The organism is Methylobacterium sp. WL69 (assembly GCF_008039485.1).
Lineage (GTDB): Bacteria > Pseudomonadota > Alphaproteobacteria > Rhizobiales > Beijerinckiaceae > Methylobacterium.
This window is the reverse complement of sequence record NZ_VRUZ01000071.1, coordinates 1-22,733: the sequence shown is the minus strand read 5'-3', so window position 1 is coordinate 22,733 and position 22,733 is coordinate 1. Positions and strand designations below refer to the sequence as shown.

At 69.9% G+C, this 22,733-nt stretch carries 18 protein-coding genes, 1 pseudogene and 1 riboswitch; of the genes and pseudogenes, 10 read left to right on the top strand and 9 right to left on the bottom strand.

What is annotated here, in order from left to right; genetic code table 11:
- Nucleotides 1–89: 89 nt before the first annotated feature.
- Together FV218_RS16790 and FV218_RS16785 are read right to left on the bottom strand one after the other, a co-directional pair.
- Nucleotides 90–896, bottom strand: a complete 807-nt coding sequence (locus tag FV218_RS16790) for a Crp/Fnr family transcriptional regulator (RefSeq protein ID WP_147710813.1) — start codon at nt 894–896, stop codon at nt 90–92.
- 208 nt (nt 897–1,104) lie between these two features.
- Nucleotides 1,105–1,353, bottom strand: a complete 249-nt coding sequence (locus tag FV218_RS16785; protein WP_056091796.1) for a hypothetical protein — start codon at nt 1,351–1,353, stop codon at nt 1,105–1,107.
- A 246-nt stretch (nt 1,354–1,599) separates the two neighbouring features.
- On the opposite strand from FV218_RS16785, the gene FV218_RS16780 reads away from it, so the two are divergent.
- A complete protein-coding gene (locus FV218_RS16780; protein ID WP_056091735.1) occupies nt 1,600–1,818 on the top strand; it encodes a hypothetical protein in 219 nt (72 codons plus the stop codon).
- Nucleotides 1,819–1,908: 90 nt separating this feature from the next.
- On the opposite strand, the gene FV218_RS16775 is transcribed toward FV218_RS16780, so the two are convergent.
- From FV218_RS16775 to FV218_RS16765, 3 genes are all read right to left on the bottom strand, one after another.
- Nucleotides 1,909–2,955 (bottom strand): hypothetical protein, encoded by a 1,047-nt coding sequence (locus FV218_RS16775; RefSeq protein WP_147710811.1) that lies wholly within the window; start codon nt 2,953–2,955, stop codon nt 1,909–1,911.
- 82 nt (nt 2,956–3,037) lie between these two features.
- Nucleotides 3,038–6,112 carry a transglycosylase domain-containing protein gene (locus FV218_RS16770; RefSeq protein WP_147710810.1) on the bottom strand — a complete coding sequence of 1,025 codons (3,075 nt, stop codon included), beginning with the start codon at nt 6,110–6,112 and terminating at the stop codon, nt 3,038–3,040.
- Nucleotides 6,113–6,256: 144 nt separating this feature from the next.
- The gene (locus tag FV218_RS16765; RefSeq protein WP_056091744.1) at nt 6,257–7,891 is read right to left on the bottom strand and encodes an AarF/ABC1/UbiB kinase family protein; all 1,635 of its coding nucleotides are present in this window, start codon (nt 7,889–7,891) and stop codon (nt 6,257–6,259) included.
- A gap of 215 nt (nt 7,892–8,106) precedes the next feature.
- On the opposite strand from FV218_RS16765, the gene FV218_RS16760 reads away from it, so the two are divergent.
- Nucleotides 8,107–8,751, top strand: coding sequence for an MBL fold metallo-hydrolase (locus FV218_RS16760; protein ID WP_056091746.1), 645 nt, complete (start codon nt 8,107–8,109; stop codon nt 8,749–8,751).
- A gap of 174 nt (nt 8,752–8,925) precedes the next feature.
- The gene (gene gyrB / locus FV218_RS16755) at nt 8,926–11,391 is read left to right on the top strand and encodes a DNA topoisomerase (ATP-hydrolyzing) subunit B (protein ID WP_147710809.1); all 2,466 of its coding nucleotides are present in this window, start codon (nt 8,926–8,928) and stop codon (nt 11,389–11,391) included.
- Nucleotides 11,392–11,397: 6 nt separating this feature from the next.
- Here the strand turns inward: gyrB and FV218_RS16750 are convergent, their stop codons facing one another.
- Both FV218_RS16750 and FV218_RS16745 read right to left on the bottom strand, forming a co-directional pair.
- Nucleotides 11,398–12,825 (bottom strand): PepSY domain-containing protein, encoded by a 1,428-nt coding sequence (locus tag FV218_RS16750; RefSeq protein WP_147710808.1) that lies wholly within the window; start codon nt 12,823–12,825, stop codon nt 11,398–11,400.
- Nucleotides 12,826–12,831: 6 nt separating this feature from the next.
- On the bottom strand, nt 12,832–15,024 hold the full coding sequence (locus FV218_RS16745; RefSeq protein ID WP_147710807.1) for a TonB-dependent siderophore receptor: 2,193 nt from the start codon (nt 15,022–15,024) through the stop codon (nt 12,832–12,834).
- A 317-nt stretch (nt 15,025–15,341) separates the two neighbouring features.
- Nucleotides 15,342–15,544: riboswitch (cobalamin riboswitch) on the bottom strand.
- Between the two features lie 471 nt (nt 15,545–16,015).
- Between FV218_RS16745 and FV218_RS16740 the strand changes: the two genes are divergently transcribed.
- The gene (locus FV218_RS16740) at nt 16,016–16,225 is read left to right on the top strand and encodes a hypothetical protein (RefSeq protein ID WP_056091755.1); all 210 of its coding nucleotides are present in this window, start codon (nt 16,016–16,018) and stop codon (nt 16,223–16,225) included.
- Between the two features lie 274 nt (nt 16,226–16,499).
- Nucleotides 16,500–17,102, top strand: coding sequence for a DUF2147 domain-containing protein (locus tag FV218_RS16735; RefSeq protein WP_056091758.1), 603 nt, complete (start codon nt 16,500–16,502; stop codon nt 17,100–17,102).
- 89 nt (nt 17,103–17,191) lie between these two features.
- Here the strand turns inward: FV218_RS16735 and FV218_RS16730 are convergent, their stop codons facing one another.
- Nucleotides 17,192–18,418, bottom strand: coding sequence for a serine hydrolase domain-containing protein (locus FV218_RS16730; protein ID WP_147710812.1), 1,227 nt, complete (start codon nt 18,416–18,418; stop codon nt 17,192–17,194).
- An 86-nt stretch (nt 18,419–18,504) separates the two neighbouring features.
- Entirely contained in the window at nt 18,505–18,999 is a 495-nt protein-coding gene (locus tag FV218_RS16725) for a DUF427 domain-containing protein (RefSeq protein WP_147710806.1), read from the bottom strand.
- Nucleotides 19,000–19,123: 124 nt separating this feature from the next.
- Here FV218_RS16725 and otsB point away from each other — a divergent pair, with 124 nt between their 5' ends.
- From otsB to FV218_RS16700, 5 genes and pseudogenes are all read left to right on the top strand, one after another.
- Nucleotides 19,124–19,879 (top strand): trehalose-phosphatase, encoded by a 756-nt coding sequence (gene otsB, locus FV218_RS16720; RefSeq protein ID WP_056091763.1) that lies wholly within the window; start codon nt 19,124–19,126, stop codon nt 19,877–19,879.
- 36 nt (nt 19,880–19,915) lie between these two features.
- Nucleotides 19,916–20,926, top strand: a complete 1,011-nt coding sequence (locus FV218_RS16715) for a glucokinase (protein WP_056091766.1) — start codon at nt 19,916–19,918, stop codon at nt 20,924–20,926.
- Between the two features lie 7 nt (nt 20,927–20,933).
- On the top strand, nt 20,934–21,479 hold the full coding sequence (locus tag FV218_RS16710) for a hypothetical protein (protein ID WP_147710805.1): 546 nt from the start codon (nt 20,934–20,936) through the stop codon (nt 21,477–21,479).
- 127 nt (nt 21,480–21,606) lie between these two features.
- A complete protein-coding gene (locus tag FV218_RS16705) occupies nt 21,607–21,990 on the top strand; it encodes a hypothetical protein (RefSeq protein WP_244474983.1) in 384 nt (127 codons plus the stop codon).
- A gap of 350 nt (nt 21,991–22,340) precedes the next feature.
- Nucleotides 22,341–22,733, top strand: a pseudogene (locus FV218_RS16700) (porin family protein); the annotation flags it as partial.

Genomic DNA, 22,733 nt, shown 5'->3' with positions numbered 1-22,733 from the left:
GTTCGTCATCGTCGGGGGCGGCGGCGTCCGTCTCGGATCGGGTGTGGCGGGTCGGCGGGATGATCTTCTTCGGCGGGGTCCTCCGCCCGTCAGGCCGACTCCCGCTGAGGGATGGACCGCTCGGCGGAGGCCGCCTCATGGGGGGGCTCGACCCGGACGAGATGGCCGCGGCGGTCATAGCCCGCGCCCAGCACCGTCTCGTAATGGTGCCGGACGACGCCGTGGCACTCGCAGGCGGCGGCCTCGACCTTGGCACGGTCACGAATCGTGATGCGGCCGCGTCCGACCTCGATGAGCCCCTGCTGCTGCAGGGTGCGCAGGATCCGGGTGAGGTAGGTGCGCTGCACGCCGAGCATCGCCGCGAGCAGCTCCTGGGTGACGGGCAGGGTCTCGCTGGCGATCCGGTCCTGCAGGGTCAACAGCCAGCGCAGGCAGCGCGCCTCGATGGGATGGAGGGCGTTGCAGGCCACCGATTGCAGCACCTGCGCGAGCAGGCAGTCGCCGTAGCGGGTGAAGAGGTTGCGCAGGCTCTCGGATCGGCGCTTGGCCTCCTGGAAGCGGCCGGCGTCCATCCGCAGGATCGGACCGCCGATCTGCACCACCGCCTGGGTGGAGGCGGGAAGATAGCCGTGGCTGACCACGCCGCCGACGGCGCCCTCGCGGCCGATGGTGGCGGTCTCGGCGCTGCGCCCGTCCCGCATGGCGATGATCAGGGTCGCCACGGTCTGGCCGCACGGAAAGGCGATGGTGGTGACCTCGGAACCCGCCGCGAACAGGATCTCGCCGCGCTGGTGCGTGACCCGTTCGAGGTGAGGTGCCAGCAGGGCACGATCCTCGGCCCTCAGGGTCTTCAGGAGAAGATTGCCCTGAAACAGGGCATCGGCGGCCGAGGGCATGACGTGCACTGCGTTCACGGTCTGTCTTCCGGCCACTAGCGCACGCCCCTCGGCGCGTCTGTCTAATAGTAGACGTAGTCCGAGTAATTTTGTCGTTTTGATGGGGTGGATCGGTATTTCCCAGCATTTGTTGGGAAAAGCGCGACCGGACGTCGGTGCGGCGGCGGCGACCGGCGGTCGAGATCTTCGCGGCGGATCGCGCGTCCGCTCAGGCCTGACCGGCCTCGTCGCCCTCGCCGATGCAGTCGAGGGCGCGCTCCACGGCCGTGACGGCGTCGAAGAGGTTCCGGACCGTGGTCTCCACCTCGCGCCGCGGCCGGTTCATGGCCGCCGCGCGGACGCCCACGGCCTGGAGGTGCTCGAGGACCGCGAAGAGGTCGTCGGCGACGGCCACCACGTCGTGCACCGCCGGGGCGGGCGGGGAGGGACGGCTGCGGAAGGGGATGACGTTACTCATGGCCATGATGTTTCGCGTGGCGGACCGTCGGACGCCAGGAGTCCGACGGGTGATTTCACACGATCGGCCGACTTGTCCGGGTCTCAAAGCGCGGGGTGGTGAGCGTTTTCGTGGCGCCATCGCATCACTGTGCGGCGAAGCGGCGACGGTTCGTTATCCTTGCGCGGTTCGCCGATCCGATGCTTGACGCCGGTGCCCGGGGAGGCTCCACCTCCGGACCACGCGATCATTCAGGACGGACTTGCGATGCGCCTTCTTCCCCTCGCCCTCTCCACCCTCCTCGTCGCCGGCCTGTGCGCCTGCAACAGTGCTGAGGGCCCGAATTCCCGCAGCGGCATCGCCGAGACCTTCGACACCAGCAACTACCGCCGCTCGTCTGACACCAACGGCACCCAGACCCGCCGCGACGTGAACCGCCTCTACACCCAGCCCTCGCTGCCTTCGATCTCCAGCCGCGGCAACTGACCCCGATCCCCGTGGAGCCGGACCCGTGTCCGGTATCCACGAGGCCCGGCGTCCAGCCGTCGCACGGGCAACCCTCGGGGAGGGTCCCGTTCAGTTCTTGGCGAGGGCGTCCGCGAAAGCGGTCATGCGGTTGCGGGCGTAGGTCGGCAGACCCGCACTGATGGAGGTGCCGGTGTTGAACGACGAATTGCCCATGAGCACCTGGGCCGGCAGCAGGTTCTTGAGCACCGGCACGCGGGCGTATTCCTGCTTGCGGTCGAGGACGTCGGCCTTGATGGCCAGCGCCATGTAGGTGGTGACCACGGTCTTTCCGGGATCGCCCGGCATCGGCTGGAACACGGCGAGGAACTTGCCGAAGCGCAGGATCTGGTTGACCCAGAAGATCGTCTGTTCGAGGCCGCCGGTCACCGGCGCGTCGATCTTCGTGAGTCCGGCGAGCGGTGCGGTCTCGGCGGGGGGAAGGGTGCGCACCTCGCTCTGGAACGAGACGAACTCGGCCACCTTCTTCGCCGCTCCGTCCTCGAGCTTGTTGGCGAGCTTCACCCCGAGGGGCAGCTTGCCCTCGAGGTCGTAGCGCGACTCGATGCAGACGGTGCCGAGATCGCACCACGGCCGGTCGGGGCGCTTGGCGAAGGCGGCGGCCGGGTCCTTGGTCGGAGTCACGTCGGCGGGATTCAGGGTCTTGTGCTTGATGACCGGGTCCATCTTCGCCACGAATCCGAGGGTGGCGTAGGACGCCAGATCGATGGATTCGGCCGCCCTCGGCACGACGAAGCGCCCCTGCGCCACGTAGACCTTGAGGGTCTCGTGCCGGCGCTTGGCCACCCCGTTGAGGGTCTGCATGTAGTCGGGCTCGGCATAGGCCGGGTAGGGCGCGAGCGCCGCCCGCTCGGCCGGCCGGACCCGGCCCCAGTCGAGGTAGGGCACGAGGCCGTTCTCGGGCTTGGCCGGATCGTCGCGGTGGTCGGTGAATAGGACGGTGCCGGGCTTAAGGGTGGCGAGACCCACCGCCTCGATGGACGGCACGTCCTTGATCCGGTCGGAGGTCGCGGGCTGCTGCCTCATGCCCTCCTGCGCCTGCGCGGGGAGGGACAGGGCCAGCAGGGCGGAAAGGCGAAGGAGCGCGGAGGGGTGCATCGGCACGTCGAAGCCTCTGGTCGATCAGGGGAGGAGGGAGGCGCGCGCATCGCCGGTCGGGCGGAGCGGGTCGAACGGCGCGTCAGTAGCGCAAGTCTTCGCCGAACAGGTAGTCGGGATCGCGGCGGCGCGGACGGGCATAGACTTCGTCGTCGCCGAAGGGCGAGCGCTGGGTGCCGGGCCAGACCGGATCGGGGTCGCGCTGGGCCCGACGGCTCGGTGTCCGGCTCCGGGATTCTCCGAACGGGTCGAGCACATCGGGCTCCGCGCCCCGGCCCGGCACGGAGCCGAAGAGGTCGCCGGCCACGTCCGCCCCGTCCTCGGCGCCGCCGAGGTCGCCATCCTCCGCGTCGGGCCGCAGGGCGGTCCGGGTCTCGCGCGGCAGGAGCTTGTACTGGGTGTCGGCCATGCGTCCGTTGGCGAGGCGGAAATGCTCGACGAAACCGCCGCCGGGGACGGGCTCGCCGCTGCGGGCGTCGATGGGCAGGTCAGCGAGGAACGGCCGGGCCTCGGCCGACGGCGGCGCGAGGGGGGTGCGCGGCACGCCGTTGGCCCAGGCCGCCTGGAGGATCGACCCGGCGATGGGCACCGCGAGATGCCCGCCGGTCTGGCCGCGCCCGAGGGTCTTCCGCGTGCCGTCGGCGTTGTCGTAGCCGACCCAGACCACGATGGTGATCTCGTTGGTGAAGCCGGCGAACCACGCGTCGTTCTCGTTCTCCGACGTCCCGGTCTTGCCGGCGATGGCGGACGAGAACCGGCTCAGGGCCGCCGCCGTGCCGTGCTGGGTCACGCCCTGGAGCATGGTCTTGAGCTGGTAGAACGCCACCCGGTCGGCCGAGCCGATCCGCACGGGCTCGCGGGGGCCGCGGGTGTAGAGGGTCTTGCCGTCGCGCTCCACCGATTCGAGGGCGTAGGGGGCGGGCCGGGCGCCCTCGTTGGCGATGGCGGCGTAGAAGGCGGCGAGATCCACCATCCGCACGGGCTGGGCGCCGAGGACGAAGGGATAGTAGCGCTCGCACTCGGCGTAGAGCTGGGCTTCGAGGGCGAGATCGCAGACCTTCTGCAGGCTCGCCGGCGCCTTGTCCGCGATGCCGCCCTGGAGCAGGCGCGCGGTGACGAGGTTCTTCGAGAATTCAAGGCCGCGGCGCAGGGTCGTGGCCCCGGCCCCGCCGCCGTCGTAGTTCTTCGGCGACCAGGAATCGCCGACCCCGCCGATGGGCGGGAGCGTCACGGCGGCATCCATCACCAGGGTGTTGGGCTGCAGGCCGGCGTTGAGGGCGGCGAGATAGGTCACGGGCTTCAGGGTCGAGCCCGGCTGGCGCACGGTCTGGGTCACCCGGTTGAGCTGGCTCACCGGGTAGGAGAAGCCGCCCGCCATGGCGAGGATGCGCCCGGTGCGGTTCTCCAGCACCAGGGCCGCCCCCTGGACGCTCGGGCGCACCCGCAGGTCGGCGCGCGGGGTCTTGGCCGCGGGATCGCGCAGCTTGACCCGGACCACGTCGTAGAGGGCGAGCCGTCCCCGCGCCGGGCCGGGCTCCAGGCTGACGGTGCGGCCATCGGCGAGCCCTGCCTTCGCCGTACCGCCGCGACCGGGATCGAGCACCACGGCGAGGGGCCAGTGCACGTCGTAGAGGACGGGCCGGGCGTTCTCCAGGGCGCGCTGCCAGGTCGGCTTGGGACCGGCTTGTTTCGGTGGTACGGCCTTGGCGGCCGCTGCGGCCGCGGCCCGTGCCGCCTTGCGCTCGGCCTTCGTCCCCGTGGGCGCGGGCTTGGGGACCTCGGCGGGTTTGGGGGCCTCGGCGGGTTTGGTCTCGCCGCCGACGAGGAGCGGCACGGACAGCGACGAGGCCTCGGGGGCGGCCCCCGCCCCGTCGAGCTTGCGCACGGCCTCGGCGAGGTTGAGCTCCGGACCCTCGTAGCGCTGGCGCCCGGTGGCGCGCTCGTAGTTGGCGAGCCCGTCCTGAAGCGCCGTTTCCGTGGCGGTCTGGAGGCCGGCATTGAGGGTGGAGCGCACCGTGTGCGAGGCCGAGGTCAGGGAATCGATACCCGCGAAGGTTCGGGTCTCGCGGGTGAGGTGATCGACGAAGTAGAAGCCAGAGTCGCGCCGCGCCGTCTCGATGGAGGCGAGGCCGAGCGGCGCGTTGGCCGCCTGAGTGAGTTCGGCGTCGGTGATGACGCCCTCTTCCTTCATCCGGGCGAGCACGTAGGCGCGACGCTCGCGCGCCCGGTCGGGGTACTTGTCGGGATTGTAGAAGTTCGGCCCCTTCGGCATGCCGGCGAGCAGGGCCGCCTCCGGCACGGTGAGCTGGCCGACGGATTTGCCGAAGTAGCTGCGGGCGGCCATCTCGATGCCGTAGGCGCCGCGCCCGAGGTAGATGCCGTTGAGGTAGAGTTCGAGGATGCCGGCTTTCGGCAGGATGCGCTCCAGCCGGGAGGCCACGATCATCTCGCGGATCTTGCGCTCGTAGGTGACGTCGTCGCCGACCGACAGGTTCTTGACCACCTGCTGGGTGATGGTCGAGCCGCCGGCTGGCCGGCCCGGCGAGGCGAGATTGCCGATGAAGGCGCGGATCACGCCGCGCTCGTCGATGCCGTGGTGGGTCTCGAAGCGCTTGTCCTCCGCTGCCACGAAGGCTTTTTGGACCATCGTCGGTACCTCCGCGATGGGTACGCTGAGGCGCCGTCCGTTGGCCTCGAAGGCCTCGGCGTAGCGCTTGCCCGCCCCGTCGAGGATGAGGCTGGCGCCGGGGAGCTTGCGCTCCTTCAGGGCTTCGGCCGAGGGCAGGTCGAGGACGGCCTTGTTGTAGAAGGCGATGACCTCGCCCGCGTCGAAGGGGGAGTCCTTGGGGCTCTCGCCCTTGCAGAACTGACGGTAGCTGACGTTGAGCTCGCCGATGTCGAGGCCGTGCAGGAGCTTGGGCGCGCTCGCTCCCGCGATGGCGGTGGGGTCCTCCATCGCCGTGGAGATGAGCTCGTCAAGGTTGATGTCCTCGATGTCGAAGGCCTTGCGCATGTGGGCGCAGCCGTCGCGCAGGATCTGCACCACCTGACCCTTGTCGGCCACGGGATCGAACTGCGTCTTCACCGCATCCGGCCGCGTCGTGACCTGACTGAGGGTCAGCGCCGTCGCGAACAGCTTGATCAGGATGATGTTCATTTAGGCCGGGGCAACGGGGTTCTTCAGGCGCCCCCGGTCGGGGCGCAAAGGCACCCGAAGATGCGCCGCACAACGCGGCTGATTTAAGGTGGCGACCGTATCCTCCGACCCCGCCGCGGCGGGAGACGGACGCACGGACGCCCCCTACTTGTTGCGCCCGAGCAGCACCAGCCAGCCGATCCCGATCACGCACACCATGGCGCCGACGGTGACGAAGGCCGGGGTGCCGAGATCCATGAACCGGGGCGCCAGCTGGGTCGCGAAGGCGGCGACGATGAGCGCCACGGCGATGCGGGCGGCAGCGCGCTCGATGCCGCGGGTGAGCTTTTCGATGCCCTTCAGCTCGATCTCGACGGTGACGCGGCCCTGCTTCAGGCGCACCAGCATGAGGTGGATCAGGGTCGGCAGTTCGGAGGCCGCGCCGAACAGGCCGGCGCCGACGGCCTCGACCTTGCGGGTGAGGCCCTTGATGGAGAACTGCGCCTGAAGCTTGCGCTTCACCGTGGGGCCGGCGGCCGAGAACAGATCGAAGTTCGGATCGAGCTGGCGCATCACCCCGTCCGCCGTGACCAGCCCCTTGAACAGGATGGCGAGGTCGGTCGGCATGGCGAGGTCGTTCTCGCGGGCCATGGTCATGAAGTCCGTGAGCAGGGCCCCGAAATCCAGGGACGCGCCGGTGTGGCGCGCGATGAAGGCCTGCGACGAGGCTTCGAGCTTGGTGAGATCCGGGTTGCTCGATCCGGTCCAGTCGAGGAGCACGGCCATGAGCCCGTCGGCATCCTCCTTCAGCATCGAGCCGATGAGCATGAGAAGCTGGGTGCGGCGGCGCTCGGACAGGCGGCCGATGATGCCGAAATCGATGAAGCCGATGCGGTCGCCGGTCATCACCAGCATGTTGCCCGGGTGCGGATCGGCGTGGAACACGCCCTCGATCAGGGCCATCTGCAGGAAGGCGTCGGTGCCCTTCTGGGCCAGCACCACCTTGTCGATGCCGGCCGCGTCGAGGCGGGCGTGGTCGTTGGGCGGGATGCCGTGGATGAATTCCTGCACGAGGACGCGCTCGGAGGTCCATTCCCAGTGGATCTTGGGCACCACGATGTCCGACCGGTCGGCGAAGATCGCCGCGATGGTCTCGCAGTTGCGGGCCTCGTTGATGAGGTCGAGCTCGCCGTAGAGGCCGCTGGCTAGGTGCCGCATCTGCTCCTGCGGCTGGTAGCGGCCGAATTCCGGCCACTCGTTGACGACGATGCGGGTGGCGTGGCCGAGCAGCCGCAGGTCGGCCTCGATGACCTTGCGCAGGCCGGGACGCAGGACCTTGACCACCACCTCCTCGCCGGTGTGGAGCCGGGCCCGGTAGACCTGGGCGATGGAGGCGGCGGCCAGCGGCACCTTGTCGAACTCGGCGAAGACCTCGTCAGCCGGCGCCCCGAGGTCTTCCTCCAGCTGCGGCTGGATGCGTTCCCATGGGATCGGCGCGACCTGGCTGTGGAGCTTCTCCAGCTCCTCGGTCCATTCCGGCGTCAGGAGATCGGGCCGGCTCGCCAGGATCTGCCCGAGCTTGACGAAGGTCGGGCCGAGGGCCTCGATGGCTCGGCGCACGCGCTGGGGCTGCGACAGGCGGGCGATGTCGACCCGGGGCGTCCGCCGCTTGGCGAAGCGTGCCACGTGGGTGATGCCGAGGCGCTCGACCACCTTGGTGACCCCGTAGCCGATGAGGACGGAGGCGATCTCGCCGAGGCGTTGCCGGTCGCGCGCGGCGACGAAGGCTGTTTTCAGCATGTGAGATCGGAACCCGGCTGGGGAGGAGATGGCGCCCGGACAACGAGCCTGGGCGTGGTAAGGTTCGGCTAACGGTATGGCGAGGCCGAAGTTTGGCGGGCGCCGCCGCGCGGCGATTCGCACCGCGCCCCGTCTCGCGCTAGACAGGCGGCTTCCCGCGCCTTCGGGGCGCATGTGCAAATCCGCGCCGTCGAGGCGCTCGTACGAGAGACGCGATGCCAGGCACGCCCCGCGCCGGAATCATCCCGGTGACGCCCTTCCAGCAGAACTGCACCCTGATCTGGTCCGACGAGACCAAGGTCGGCGCCGTGGTCGATCCGGGCGGCGACCTCGACCGGATCGAGGCGGCGATCCAGGCCCAGGGCATCACCATCGAGAAGATCCTGCTCACCCACGGCCATATCGATCATGCCGGCGGGGCCGACGAACTGCGTGAACGGCTCGGCGTGCCCATCGAGGGCCCGCACGAGGCCGACCGCTACCTCCTCGACAGCCTGCCGGAGACGGGCGCCAATTACGGGATCGACGGGGCGCGGGCGGTGACGCCCGACCGCTGGCTCGTGGAGGGCGACGCCGTGACCGTGGGCGGCCTCGCCTTCGACATCCTGCACGCGCCGGGCCATTCGCCGGGCAGCGTGGTGTTCGTCAGCCGCGATGCGCGCTTCGCTCTGGTGGGCGACGTGGTGTTCAAGGGCTCGGTGGGCCGCACCGACCTGCCGGGCGGCAGCCACGACCAGCTCATCCGCGCCATCAAGGAGAAGGTTCTGCCACTGGGCGACGACATCGCCTTCATCCCCGGCCACGGCCCGACGAGCACCCTCGGCGAGGAGCGGATGACGAACCCGTTCCTGCAGGATTGAGCCCGGTTCACACCGCAGGGGACGGAGGGCCGTCCGTCCCCGCCCGGAACAGCCGAAAGCAATGCTTTTTGAAGGCGGAGGGCCTATAAAGGCCCTTGACGCACCGCAGGCGTGTCCGGGGCTCGAGCCGGGACACGAAGGATCACGCGACGACCCGCCTGCCCGAGGAACTTCATGTCCGACACGCCCCACAGCTCCGACGCCACCCACGCCCTCGCCTCCGATGCCTACGGCGCGGAATCCATCCGGGTCCTCAAGGGACTCGATGCCGTGCGCAAGCGGCCGGGCATGTATATCGGCGACACCGATGACGGCTCGGGGCTCCACCACATGGTCTACGAGGTGGTGGATAACGCCATCGACGAGGCGCTCGCGGGCCACGCGGACCTCGTCACGGTGATCCTCAACGCCGACGGCTCGGTGACGGTCTCCGACAACGGGCGCGGCATCCCCACCGACATCCACAAGGAGGAGGGCGTCTCGGCGGCCGAGGTCATCATGACCCAGCTCCATGCCGGCGGAAAGTTCGATCAGAATTCCTACAAGGTCTCGGGCGGCCTGCACGGCGTCGGCGTCTCGGTGGTCAACGCCCTGTCGCAATGGCTGCGCCTGCGCATCTGGCGGGGCGGCAAGGAGCACGCCATGGAGTTCCGCCATGGCGACGCGGTGTCCCCCCTGGTCATCGTCGGCGACGGCAACGGACGGCGCGGCACGGAGGTGTCGTTCCTGCCCTCCACCGAGACCTTCACGATGATCGAGTTCGATTACGCGACGCTGGAAAAGCGCCTGCGCGAGCTCGCCTTCCTCAATTCCGGCGTGCGCATCGTGCTCACCGACGCGCGCCACGCCGAGCACAAGCGCGAGGAACTCTACTACGAGGGCGGCATCGAAGCGTTCGTGCGCTACCTCGACCGGTCGCGCAAACCCATCGACGGCGTGACCAAGCCGGTCTTCGTCCGGGCCGAACGCGAGGGCATCCGCGTCGAGGTCGCCCTGTGGTGGAACGAGTCGTTCAACGAGACCGTGCTGCCGTTCACCAACAACATCCCCCAGCGCGACGGCGGCACCCACATGGCCGGCTTCCGGGCCGCGCTCACCCGCCAGATCACCGGCTATGCCGAGTCCTCGGGCATCGCCAAGCGCGAGAAGATCTCGCTTACCGGCGAGGATTGTCGCGAGGGCCTCACGGCCGTGATCTCGGTGCAGGTCCCCGACCCCAAGTTCTCGTCCCAGACCAAGGACAAGCTCGTCTCGTCGGAGGTCCGCCCGGCCGTGGAGAACGTCCTCAACGAGGGCCTGTCGAACTGGCTGGAGGAAAACCCCACCCAGGCGAAATCCGTCATGGGCAAGGTGATCCTGGCGGCGTCCGCCCGCGAGGCGGCCCGCAAGGCCCGCGAGACGGTGACCCGCAAGGGCGTCCTCGACATCGCGTCCCTCCCCGGCAAGCTCGCCGATTGTCAGGAGCGCGACCCATCGAAATGCGAGATCCTCCTGGTGGAGGGCGATTCCGCCGGCGGCTCGGCCAAGCAGGGCCGCGACCGGACCTTCCAGGCGGTGCTGCCCCTGCGGGGCAAGATCCTCAACGTCGAGCGGGTGCGCGCCGACCGCATGCTGTCCTCGGACCAAATCGGCACGCTGATCACGGCGCTGGGCGCCGGCATCGGCCGCTCGTCGACGGACCGCGAAGGCTTCAACCCGGAGAAGCTGCGCTACCATCGCATCATCATCATGACCGACGCGGATGTCGACGGCTCGCACATCCGCACCCTGCTGCTGACCTTCTTCTACCGGCAGATGCCGGAGGTGATCGAGCGCGGGCACCTCTACATCGCTCAGCCGCCCCTCTACAAAGCCTCCAAGGGCAAGCGCGACCTGTACCTCAAGGACGAGCGGGCCCTGGAGGACTACCTCATCGATGCGGGCGTCGACGGCGCCGTCCTGCGCCTCGCCTCCGGCGTCGAGTTCGGCGGCCCGCAATTGAAGGCGCTGGTGGAGGAGGCGCGCCAGTTCCGGGGCCTGATGCAGGCGCTCCACACCCGCTACGACCGCGCCGTGGTGGAGCAGGCGATGATCGCCGGGGCCTTCCGGGTCAACGTCGACGAGAACGCGGCGGAGGCCGAGGTGCTGGCCGACCGGGTGGCCCGGCGCCTCGACCGGATCGCCGACGACATCGAGCAGGGCTGGGAAGGCGCGGTGAGCGAGGGCGGCTACGTCATGAGCCGCACCCTGCGGGGCGTGCGCCAGGTCGCGACCCTGGATGCGGGGCTCATCGCCTCGCAGGAGGCGACGCGGCTCGCCGACCGGGCCGAGGCCCTGCGCGAGATCTACCACGAGCCCGTGACCTACGCCCGCAAGGGCGACGAGACGACCCTTCACGGCCCCGTCGGCCTGTTCGAGGCGGTGATGGCCTTCGGCCGCAAGGGCCTCCAGCTCCAGCGCTACAAGGGTCTCGGCGAGATGACCGCCCAGCAGCTCTGGGAGACCACCCTCGATCGCGACGTGCGCTCGCTCCTGCAGGTGAAGGTCAAGGACACCCAGGACGCCGACGAGCTGTTCGTGAAGCTCATGGGCGACGTGGTCGAGCCGCGCCGCGAATTCATTCAGGACAACGCGCTCAGCGTGGCCAACCTCGACGTGTGAGGCGCTTCAGCGGGACGGTGCGGATCGGCGCAGCCGCCGCCAGCCCAGCACGATCCCGGTCAGCGCAACACCGGCGCCGAGGCCGTTCAGGGTCCACAGGACGAGGTCCCAGGCCGGGCGGTGGCGGGTCAGGATCGCGAAGTCGAGGCGGTGGGGGCCTGAGAACAGCCAGCGGTTCAACCGGCCGCTGCGGTCGAGACGCATCAGGATCTCGCCCGTCTCCGGGTCGAGGTAGGCCGAGGTCGCTGCCGGGTCGTCGAACCGAACGCGCACCACCGGCAGTATCCGGGTCTCGTGGTGCGGATACCAGTAGGCGTCGTAGGCCGTCAGGGTCTCGGCCGCCACGAGCCGCGCTTCGGGCAGGAGACGCGCCGCTGCCGCGCGTAAGGAGTCCGGCGATACGGGCGGTTCGACCCTGCGCCGCCCCTCCGCATCGGTGGCGGCGGCGTGGACCTGCCCGGCAAGGCCGATGAACCGGACCTCGACGACACCGGGCGAGGCGAGGCCGCGCAGGGCGTCGAGGCCGGGCAGGGAGGCTTGCCCCGCATGGGCGGTCCGCATGGCCGGCGTGGGGGATGGCCCCGAAAACCACCTCTTCGGGTTCATCGACAGCCAGCCGCTGGTGACGAAGGTGAGGAGCGCCACGCCGCCGACGATCCCGAACAGGTGGTGCCAGCGCGCCATCCCGCGATAGGGCGTCACCCCCGCGGCGTAGGGCCGACGCAGGCGCAAGCGCCAGATCCCGAGGACGAGGCCGCTCAGGACCCCGGCCACGGCGATTCCGGAGATCCACAGGAGCACGTCGCGCCACAGATCGGCCCGAGCGCGCAGGGGCGTGAGGTAGATCCAGTGCGGGATCGACCCGAGCCAGTTCCAGCCGCGCGCGAACCGCGTCGTTTCCAGGGCGACGGCGCCGGTGACCTGCGAGACGGAGCGCTCGGTGCCGGCGGGATCGTCGAGGGCGACCACGTGGAACGGGCGAAGGGAATCGTAGCGCGCCGTCACCGTCCACTGGTCGCGATGGATGGTGGTCACGGTGGGGTTCGGACCGGTCCCACCCCGGGCGCGGACCAGCGCCAGGGCTTCCGCGCCCGACAGGGGTCCGAGCACCGCGCCGGTCTCGGCCGAGACGACGCGGCGCTCGCCCGTATCCAGGGTGGCCCGGTAGACCGGCGCGTCGCCGCGCATGCCGAGGGACAGGTCCGGGGGCAGTTGCACGAACCCGAGCGCCGCGTCGGGGCCGAGCCGCACCCGCTCCCAGGCGATGGCGGGCAGGCCGGCGAGGCGCGCCGCCTCCGTGAGATTGGGGAAGGGGACGTACATCATCACCAAGCCCGACAGGACCCAGGTGGCGAAGAACAGCCCCGTGCCGATGCCGAGCCAGCGGTGGCCGAGGATCAGCCACCGCTTCAAGGGCTTTGGGAAACGGAACATGCCGGCTCAGAAGCTGACGTTGTAGGCGACCTCGAAGGAGCGCGGCCGGCCGAGAAGCCAGTTGGTGCCGACCCCGTTCACGGCGTTGCCGCTGATGGCGTAGACCGTGTCGGCGATGTTGTAGGCCCGCAGCGACAGGCGCGAGGCCGGCCCGACCTGATAGTCGAGTCCGGCATTGAGCAGGGCGTAGTCCGGGCGCCGGGCCGTGTTGCCGAAATCGCTGAAGGTCTCGCCGACATACTGCACGCCGATGCGCGCCTCCCAGGCCGGGGCGAAGGCCCAGTTCACCCAGAGGTTGGCGACGCGCTCCGGCACGTCGATGGGCTGGCGTCCGGCATAGGACACCACCGCGCCGGCCACGGTCTGGTTGAAGTCGTCGTACTGGGCATGGAGCAGGGCGACGTTGGCATCCACCCGCCAGGCGTCGAACAGGTGCAGGGACACGGCCGCCTCGACGCCGTGCGAGGATTGCCGGCCGACCTGCGTCGAGACCGTGGGCTGGCCCGGCACGGTGGAGACGAGGTTGTCCTTGACGATGCGGTAGCCGGCCAGCGTCCACTCGGCGAGGCCGCCGAAGGCGATGCCCTTGGCGCCGACCTCGACCTGCTCGCCCGTGGAGAGCCGGAAGTTGGCCAGACTCTGCGACAGGGTGATGAGGCTGCCCACCGGATCGGTGGCGGTGGCGTATTGCGCGTAGAGGGAGAGGTCCGGGCTCGGGGCGTAGACGGCACCGAAGCGGTAGCTCAGGGCCTGGAAATCCCGCTGGAAGCTGTCCCCGGTGACGAGGTTCCGGCGGTTCAGGGTTGGGGCGTCGAAGCGCACGCCCGTGAGCAGGGAGACCTGATCCGACAGGATCAGGCGGTTCTCGGCGAAGACCGAGGCCTGGTTCGTGCTGGTGGCGTAGGCGGGGGTGGCACGGCCGTTGGCCGGAAACAGGCCGGGGTCGTAGGTGAGCGGGTCCACGCTCGTGGTGAGGCCGCCGCCTTCGGACGAGAAGTTGTTGGTGTGCCGGAAGGCGATGTGATTGACGTCGAACCCGGCCAGGAACTCGTTGCGGAACCCGAACACGGTGCCCCGGACCGTGGCGTCGAGGCGGTTCCCGACCTGCTCCTGCTGATGGTAGATCTCGAGGTAGTCCGAGCGGTCGATGCGGCCGGTGGAGCGGTTGAACGCATATTGCTCGACGTCGAGCCACTGGCGCCGGCTCTGGAGCCGGTAGGCGGTGTTGCGCACGGTGATGTCAGCGCTCGGGCTCCACTCGGTCTTGAGCTGGGTCCAGTTGTCCGTCCAGAAGATCTTGGCGTCGCGGACGTTGTAGTTGTTGAACCGGATGGAATCGAGGATCCGACCGTTGACGAGCGGCGTGCCCCAGTAGCGGGCCGGCTCCTGATAGCCGAGGTCATGGCTCAGGGTGAAGGCGAGGTCGGGGGCCGCCTGCAGGGTCAGGGCGCCCGAGACCGCGAGGTTGCGAAAGTCTCCGTCGGGCTGCATCCAGCCGCCGGAGCGGTTGCCGCTGATGTTGAAGCGGTATGCCAGGGCCTCGCCGATGGGACCGCCGGAATCCAGGGCGAGGCGGGCGAGGCCATCGGACCCGACCGCCGCGCGGGCCTCGTTGAGGGGCGTGAACACCGGCTTCTTCGTCACCACGTTGACGACGCCGCCGATGGCCCCGTCGCCGTAGAGCACCGAGGCCGGGCCGCGCAGGACCTCGATGCGCTCGACGTTCCAGGTGTCGAACGGGAAGGTGACGGTGCCGGCCCCCACGTAGAGGCGCGTGCCGTCGTAGAGCTGCTGGATCGAGTTCGGGCCGGCGAACCCGCGGGCCGTGAAGGCGCCGTTGCCGTTGCCGGGGGCCGCCACGGTGGTGATGCCCGTGGCGTTCTCGGTCACGGCCTCGGCGACGGTGTTCTGGCCGCGTCGGCGTGCGGTCTCGCCTGAGATCACATCGACGCTGGCGGGCGTCTCCAGGGGCGTGAGGCCGAGGCGGCTGGCGCCGCGATCCACGTTACGCAGGTTCAGTCCGGTGGGCGCGACGCCGGAGCCCGCCACCGACAGGGTGTCGAGGGTGACGGCGGGCTCCTGTGCCGAAGCGGCGAGGGGCGCAAGAACGACAAGGGGCGCGAGAACGAGAAAGCTTGCCCCGATGCCCCCGTGACCGGGACGGAGGGAGGGCAGGGCGGAACGCGGGAAGAACGACATAAGGGTGAGGACAGTCCGAGGGTACGCGTCGCTCGCACCGACGCTCCGACGACACCTAAAACGAATGTTATAATGTTACAATCGCTTTGTCCCGGCATCGCTTGACCGTGCTGCGACGCGCGAACGCCATGGCCGCTGGGAAGCGGCACGCGATCACGGTCGACGGGCAGTTGGGGCGGTGGCGCGGGCAGGCACATGCGGAAACGGCGTGCGCGCGCGAAGGCGCGATGTGGCACGTCACCGCGAACTGGGCCGATGCACTCCGCCCACGGCGGACGCCTCGACACCCACCAGGACACCCCGCCCGATGCGTTTCGCGTGTGACCACGACTGACGGCAGGTCTCCTGGCTCGCGGGTCATCGCCCTCTCATCGTCTTCCCAGATCCTCGCGGGTCCAGTGACGTGTTGATGATGGGCTCGCCGCTTACAGTTGCGGGGGCAGCCACGGCATCGGAGCAAAGCCCCTCACCGCGTTCCCTTTTGATCCTCCGGGGAGGAACCGTCGCCCTCAAGCTAGGCCGGGGCCGGACATCCCGTCAACCCGAGCGCGGCAAGGCCTCTGCACGGGCTCGGAGACACGGCTGCCACGCAAGGCGCTCGTTGGCACAGGGTCTCAGGGGACGGAACCGTTTCCGGCATCGGCAGCCAGCCGGTCCTGGAGGCGCCAATGGGTCGTGTCACGGTAAGCGGACCACAGGTCGTTGTAGCGGTCACCCCACGACGCAAGCTCCGTCGGCCTGCCGCTGTCGACGAGCAGGCGTCCGCCACGACCACGATGTGATCGGCCTGCGCGATCGTCAGGCCTGCGGCCGATCCCACGGGCATCAATGAGCTTCGGACTGCCACCGTGCATCCGGTCGGCGATCCTGAAGGGGGTCCCTGCAACGGGAACCGAACGAACATGGAATCGGTGATTGACCTCTGATTAGAGTTATTCTAATTCAGAACGGAGCGGGCAGCTGGGCTGCCCATCCGACCGGGAGAGACACGATGCCGAGCAACCACAGCGCCGCCTGCGAGAGCTGCCGCTTCTTCGACGACCACAAGCTCAACGGCGGCGTGGCGGCCGGCGACGCGGGTCTGTGCCGCTTCAACCCGCCCGTGAGCCAGCCCGAGCCGAAGTCCCCGGGCCTGTGGCCGGTGGTGGCCTCCAAGGATTGGTGCGGTCACTTCACCGCCGAGATGACCGCCGCCGAATAGGCGCGTTCTCCCTCACGCAGCCTGGAGCCGGTGCGAGAGCACCGGCTTTTTGCGTTCGGGACCGGGCCGGAGTCGCGGGAGCCGGATTCCCGCGGCGGTGATGCGCGGCGGTCATGATCCGGTCACCTTCGCATCCGATGGCGAAGCATCACGGCACGGGGCGACGACCGCGTGCGGCCCGGTGGCGCTCCTTCAGGCGGCTCCGGCGGGTCGGCACGGCATCGGCTTCATGGCGCCCCCCGGCAGGTTTTCGAAGTTTGAGGATACCCAACGCATGATCGACCGATCGACCCTCGCCGCTCTGGCCGGCCTGACCCTGGCCGCGCTGCCCGGGTCCGCCCTGGCCGCCACGCCCAACGACGCGACCGGGACCTACCTCACAGAGGATGGCCGTGCCCGCATCCGTGTCGAGAAGTGCGGCCCGCAGAACACCAACCTGTGCGGCTACGTCGTCTGGTTGAAGGTGCCCCTGAACGACAAGGGCCAGCCCCGCGTCGATTTCAAGAATCCCGACACCAAGAAGCAGGCCCGCCCGTCGCTCGGTCACCAGCTCATCATGGGCCTGAAGCCGGATGCTGATGCGCGCTACGCCGGCAAGATCTACAATGCCGACGAGGGCAAGTTCTACGACGTGACCATGTGGGCCGATCAGCCCACCGAGCTGTCTGTGCGCGGCTGCATGCTCGGCTTCCTGTGCGGATCGCAGACCTGGAGCAAGGTCAACGACGTCGTTCCGGGCCAGCTCACGGCGGCGACGAACCAGCCGGGCGGACCCCGGTCCGATGCGGAATGGGCCCCCAAGGCCGCGGCTCCGAAGCCCGGAGCAAAGCCGGCCGCAGCCCCCGGCGCCGCGCCCGCGGCGCCCGCCGCGGAGTAGGCTCTCGCGTCGTCCGGATCGGGCGACAAGGTCAGGCGGACAGATTCGAGCCGGCTTCGCCCCGCGGAACCGGCTTTTTCGGATCTGGATCAGTCCACCAGGGCCGCGTAGGTCAGCACCCGCAATTCGCGCCGGATCGGCAGGGCCGAGGACGGGATGAGCTGGGCCAGGAGAACCACCGCGAGGTCCTCGGCCGGGTCGACCCAGAACGCGGTGCTGGCGAGCCCGCCCCAGGCGGCTTCGCCCGGTGTCCCGACGATCTGCGCCCGGGCCGGATCGAGCATCACAGAGAAGCCGAGGCCGAAGCCGATGCCCGTGTAGGCCGTCTCGGAGAAGCGCGGCTGGCCCATGGCGGCAAGATCGCCGTCGAGGTGGTTCGCGAGCATGAGCGCGACGGTCTTGCGCCCCAGGAGCCGCACGCCGTCGAGTTCCCCGCGTCCGAGCAGGAAGCGGCAGAAGCGCATGTAGTCCCCCGCCGTGGAGACGAGGCCGCCGCCGCCCGAGGCCACCACCGGGGGCGACGCGAACCGACTGCCGACGCAATCGTCGTAGAGCTTGAGGCTGCGCTCGCGAAACAGGCTGTAATTGGCCGCGAACCGCTCGATCTTCTCAGGTGGAACGAAGAAGTCCGTGTCGATCATGCCGAGCGGCCGGATGATGCGCTCCCGCATGAAATCCGCGAAGTCCTGCCCCGAGACCACGGCGACGAGGTGGCCGAGGACGTCCGTGGCGACGCTGTAGTTCCACTCGGTGCCGGGCTGGGCCAGCAGGGGCTGGCGCGCGAGGCGCTCAACCACGGTGGCGAGGCTGTCGGTCTGCGCCTCGCCGAAATCGACGCCGTTCTGGCGGTAGAGGCCATCGACGAGGGTCGCCTCCATGAAGCCGTAGGTGAGGCCGGCGGTGTGCGTGAGGAGGTCGCGGATCGTGATGGCGCGCCGGGCGGGCTCGCTGTCGAACTTCACCCGATTGCCACCCGTGAGCACCCGCATGTCGGCGAAGTCCGGCAGGAAGCGGGTGATGGGGTCGTCGAGCTGGAAGCGGCCCTCCTCGTAGAGCATCATCACCGCCACGGAGGTCAGCGGCTTCGTCATGGAGTAGATGCGCGCGATGGTGCCGGGGGCGAACGGCTTTTCCCGGGCGATGTCGGCGCGACCGTGGGTGCGGAAATACGCGGTCTTGCCCGCGCGTGCGATCATCACCGAGAGGCCGGCGAGCTTCCCGTCGGAGACGAGGCGCTCCATCCAGCCGTCGATGCGCCCCAGGCGGTCCGGGCACAGGCCCACCGCCCGCGGCGCGGCGTCGATCTCACCCTGCATGCTCATCCACTCCGTCGCTTCGTGGTCCATCGGCATGTAGCGGGGCGGGATGGGGACGCAAAGCCGTTCCGGCTCACCAGCCCATCTCACCAGCCCATGGAGCCGGGGCCACCCTTGAACGGGCCGACGAGGTCCGGCGTGATCCAGCCGCCGTAGAACCCGCCGGGCTGCGGCGTGGCGCGGACCTCGCCGACGAAGCAGGCATCCATCGGTCCCGCGTAGAAGGCGCAATACCCGGCGATGGCGCGGAAATCCGGCGTCGGGTCGGGATAGGCCCAGGCCGCCCCCTCGGCGCGGTGGCCGCCGACCGAGACGTCGTGGAGCACGGCGCGGCCCTTCCACTCGCAGAGGCCGGCCCGGCGCGGGGGGCCGAGCACGCCGGAAGCCACGTCGGCGGGCGGGAAGTAGTAGGTCGGCGGGTGGCTGGTCTCGAGGACGCGCCAGCCCGACAGGGTGTCGGCGATGGTCTCCCCCGAGAACACCACCCGCAGGCGCAGGGCGACGCGTTCCAGGCGGGGCGGGCGGGGATAGGCCCAGACGCTCTCCTCGTCGGGACCGGGCGGGATCGGGGTCGGCCACATGCGCGTCGAAGCTCCTGCGAAAGCATAGCGATCGTGAGTTAGGGCACGGCCGTGCGCCGCGCCCCGTTTTCCCCTGGCGCGCGTCATGCTAGCGCAGGGCGAAATCCGATGAGGGACGCCCAGCGTGACCGAGCCGACCGACTTCGCCCTCTACCTCGACTTCGACGGCACCCTGGTGGAGATCGCGCCCCGGCCCGACGAGGTCCGGGTCGACCCGGCGCTGCCCGGGGCCCTGGAGCGCCTGCGCCTTCGCCTCGGCGGGGCGCTCGCCATCGTCACCGGCCGGCCCATCGGGGTGATCGACGACTTCCTGGCGCCGGTCCGCTTCGATGTCGCCGGCCTGCACGGGGTCGAGCGGCGGGTCGACGGCGTGGTGAGCGGCGGCGGGGCGGAGGACCATCCGGAGCTGCGCGCCCGCGTCGCCGGCCTGACGGCGGCCGTCGCCGGCCTCGACGACGTGCTCATCGAGGACAAGGGCGCGTCGGTGGCCGTGCACTGGCGCCTCGCCACCCCGGCCGATGCGGCACGCGCGGAGGCAGCGGTCAGGATCACCGCCGACGCCCTCGGCGGAGCCTACCGGCTCCAGCTCGGCAAGGCGGTGGGCGAGATCGTGCCGGCCTCGGCCACCAAGGGGCACGCCATCCGGGCATTCGGGCGCGCCCCGCCCTATGCCGGCCGCCGGTCGATCTTCCTGGGCGACGACCTCACCGACGAGAAGGCCTTCGCGGTCGTCAACGAGACCGGCGGCGTCAGCGTCCGCATCGGCGCGGCCGAGACCATCGCCGCGCGACGGCTTTCGACCCCGCAGGAGGTGCGCCGGCTGCTCTATGCCTGGGCCGACGGGGCGCCCATCGACCCCGATGCCCTGCCGCCCGCCTGACGGCAGACCCGACTTTCCTCGACGGATGGTGCGTTCATGTTCGAATTTCCGGTCCTCGTCGGCGATATCGGCGGCACCAACGCGCGCTTCGCCCTGGTGCCAGAGGCCGGCGCGTCGCCCAACCTCCTCGCCCATGTCGAGACCGCCGGCCATGCCGACCCGAGCGCGGCGATCCGGGTGGCGCTGGCCAAGGGCGACGGCCCCCCACCACGCTCGGCCATCCTGGCGGTGGCCGCCCGGGTCGACGGTCCCGCGGTGCAGCTCACCAACGCCCATTGGGTGATCGAGGGCGCGCGGATCGGCCGTGATTTCGGCCTGTCGCGGGCGGTGATCGTCAACGACTACGTGCCGGTGGCGGCGGGGGCGGCCGAAATCAGCCCCGGCGAGCTGACCCCGGTGGGGCCGCACCGGGAGGGCGGCATCAAGGGTGATCAGGGTGCGCGCCTCGTCCTCGGCCCCGGCACGGGGTTCGGCGCGGCGGCCCTGCTGCCCGTGGGGGACCGCCTCGCCATCGTCTCGACGGAGAGCGGGCACGTGGATTTCGGCCCGAGCGACGCCGAAGAGCACGCCCTGTGGCCGCATCTGGAGCGGATCGAGGGGCGGATCACCGTGGAGGCGCTGCTCTCGGGCCCCGGCCTGTCGCGGCTGCATGCCGGCCTGCGCCGCCTGCGCACGGGTGAGGGCGGACCGAAGCTCGATCCCGCCGCCGTTACCGAGGCCGGTCTCGCCGGGGCCGACCCGGACGCCGTCGCCGCTCTCGCGCTCTTCGCCAAGCTGCTCGGCCGGGTCTGCGGCGACCTCGCCCTGACCTTCCTCGCCACCGGTGGGGTCTATATCGGCGGCGGCATCGCCCCCCGGATCATCGATGTGCTCCACAAAGGCGGTTTTCGCGTGGCCTTCGAGCACAAGCCGCCCTTCGTGGCGCAGATGGAGGCGATCCCCACCAGCGTCATCGCCATCCACGATCCGGCCCTGTCGGGCCTCGCCGCCCTGGCGAGCCGGCCCGACGTGTTCGTGTATCACGGGCAGGTCTGGACGCGGGACTGAGTCCGGGATGCAGCTGCATCATCCCCTTATCGTGCCGACCCTGGTCGAGGCCTGGGTCCTCGATCGGCTCTCCGTTGCCCCGACCGGGGATGGCGACCGGCCGAGCCTGCGCTTCTTCCGCAACCGCGCCTTGGCTGGCGTCGTCGCTCAGGAGATGCAGGATCGATGGGACCGGCAGGCGCCGCCCGCCCTGGTGGCGCAGGATGTCCGGCGGGGCAGCGTTCCCAGGCAAGGCGCCGTCCTGGCCTTCGACCGCGCGACCCTGTCCTCGGCCACACAGCTCGTCTCCGTCCGGGAGGCGCGGGACGACTTGCGCGAGGACGAAGTCGAGTTGCGCGCACGCACCGACCTCATCAGCCTTCGCCAGCGGATCAGGACGATCCATCTCGGCGACGAGGAGATCGACTTCTGGATCGAGACGTATGCCGGCGGCCATCCCAGCGACGACGGAACCGGACGCTGGACCAAAGCGGTGCTTGGCGCCCTCGACGACCTCTACGGCGACCCGAGACGGATTCCGGCCGACGTCGCGCCGCTCGATCGGGGCCGTTGAGGGCGAAGCGTCCGCGATTTTACACGGGCGCGAACCGGGGCATAGGATGCCGGGCATGCGAATCCGATGCATCCTCCGGCTGCCATCGCGCGGCCCCCTCGTCCGGGCGCTTCTCGCCGGAGCGTGCGTGACCTTGTCCGCAGCGGCCCGTGCTCAGCCCGCATCGCCCATCGACAACTGGGCCGAGTTCCGCACCGCCCTCACCGCGTGCTGGTCGGTGCCGCCTGAAACGGACGGGTCGCTGATCGCGTTCCGCTTCGGCCTCGACAAGACCGGCGCCCTGCGCGGTCCGCCCCTCGTCACCGCCCGCCGGTTGAACGGCGACGGAGATGCCCGCAAGCGCTACGAGGACGCCGCTGCCGAAGCCCTATCGCGATGCTTTCCGATCTCCGTCACGCCGGCTTTCGGAGCGATCCTCGGCGAGAGCCCCATTCGCCTGCGGTTCGTCAACACTCCGCCCGCCGCCGCCTACCAGATCAACAGCAACATCACGGTGTTCGCGCCCCGGTGAGGTTCGGAGTGCCTCACAAAACGCCTGCTCGCTGCCGGCGCCCGCCCTGAGCACGCCGGTGCAGGGGGAGTTTTGCGAGGGACATTCGGTGTCCAGGACCGTGATGGAGTGCCGCGTCGCGCCGGCATCGACGCAATCGACCATATCTCGGGAACAAAAGCGCCCGCGGCGCGTTTCGGATATCGCTCAAACATCAAACCTAAACGCAAAGTAAAAATCCGGTCTTATCCACTGTTCGCACGATCTAGTCTCGGTGTGGCCTAAATACACTAGGAGCGTTACGGCAAGCCTTGCTAAGTCCAGATCACACCGCACCGAGAGTGCGCCTCACTTTTCTGGCAGCCGCCCCGATGTTCAAGACGCTCTTCCTCGCCAGCACCGCAGCCGCCCTCCTCGTGGGCGCCGCCTCGGCCGCCGACCTTCCGCGTCGCGCCGCTCCGCCGGTGTTCGTGCCGGTTCCCGTGTTCACCTGGACGGGCTTCTACGCCGGTTTCAACGCCGGTTACGGCTTCGACGCCTCCAGCAACAGCGCGCCCACCGTCATCGGCGTCAACGGCGCCAGCACGCTCGTTCTGCCGGGCACCAGCCAGGCGATCGCCTTCAGCAACGGCAAGAGCAACGACGGCTTCGTCGGCGGTGGTCAGATCGGCTACAACTACCAGTTCACCCCGGGCTCCGGCTTCGTCGTCGGCGTCGAGGCCGATGCCCAGTACGTCGATTTCGGTCGTGAGCGGAACCGCTTC

What these genes read in the sequence shown, in the direction of transcription:
- FV218_RS16790 (WP_147710813.1), bottom strand. Translation starts at nt 896, where the DNA reads ATGCCCTCGGCCGCCGATGCCCTGTTTCAGGGCAATCTTCTCCTGAAG.
- FV218_RS16785 (WP_056091796.1), bottom strand. Translation starts at nt 1,353, where the DNA reads ATGAGTAACGTCATCCCCTTCCGCAGCCGTCCCTCCCCGCCCGCCCCG.
- FV218_RS16780 (WP_056091735.1), top strand. Translation starts at nt 1,600, where the DNA reads ATGCGCCTTCTTCCCCTCGCCCTCTCCACCCTCCTCGTCGCCGGCCTG.
- FV218_RS16775 (WP_147710811.1), bottom strand. Translation starts at nt 2,955, where the DNA reads ATGCACCCCTCCGCGCTCCTTCGCCTTTCCGCCCTGCTGGCCCTGTCC.
- FV218_RS16770 (WP_147710810.1), bottom strand. Translation starts at nt 6,112, where the DNA reads ATGAACATCATCCTGATCAAGCTGTTCGCGACGGCGCTGACCCTCAGT.
- FV218_RS16765 (WP_056091744.1), bottom strand. Translation starts at nt 7,891, where the DNA reads ATGCTGAAAACAGCCTTCGTCGCCGCGCGCGACCGGCAACGCCTCGGC.
- FV218_RS16760 (WP_056091746.1), top strand. Translation starts at nt 8,107, where the DNA reads ATGCCAGGCACGCCCCGCGCCGGAATCATCCCGGTGACGCCCTTCCAG.
- gyrB (WP_147710809.1), top strand. Translation starts at nt 8,926, where the DNA reads ATGTCCGACACGCCCCACAGCTCCGACGCCACCCACGCCCTCGCCTCC.
- FV218_RS16750 (WP_147710808.1), bottom strand. Translation starts at nt 12,825, where the DNA reads ATGTTCCGTTTCCCAAAGCCCTTGAAGCGGTGGCTGATCCTCGGCCAC.
- FV218_RS16745 (WP_147710807.1), bottom strand. Translation starts at nt 15,024, where the DNA reads ATGTCGTTCTTCCCGCGTTCCGCCCTGCCCTCCCTCCGTCCCGGTCAC.
- FV218_RS16740 (WP_056091755.1), top strand. Translation starts at nt 16,016, where the DNA reads ATGCCGAGCAACCACAGCGCCGCCTGCGAGAGCTGCCGCTTCTTCGAC.
- FV218_RS16735 (WP_056091758.1), top strand. Translation starts at nt 16,500, where the DNA reads ATGATCGACCGATCGACCCTCGCCGCTCTGGCCGGCCTGACCCTGGCC.
- FV218_RS16730 (WP_147710812.1), bottom strand. Translation starts at nt 18,418, where the DNA reads ATGCAGGGTGAGATCGACGCCGCGCCGCGGGCGGTGGGCCTGTGCCCG.
- FV218_RS16725 (WP_147710806.1), bottom strand. Translation starts at nt 18,999, where the DNA reads ATGTGGCCGACCCCGATCCCGCCCGGTCCCGACGAGGAGAGCGTCTGG.
- FV218_RS16715 (WP_056091766.1), top strand. Translation starts at nt 19,916, where the DNA reads ATGTTCGAATTTCCGGTCCTCGTCGGCGATATCGGCGGCACCAACGCG.
- FV218_RS16710 (WP_147710805.1), top strand. Translation starts at nt 20,934, where the DNA reads ATGCAGCTGCATCATCCCCTTATCGTGCCGACCCTGGTCGAGGCCTGG.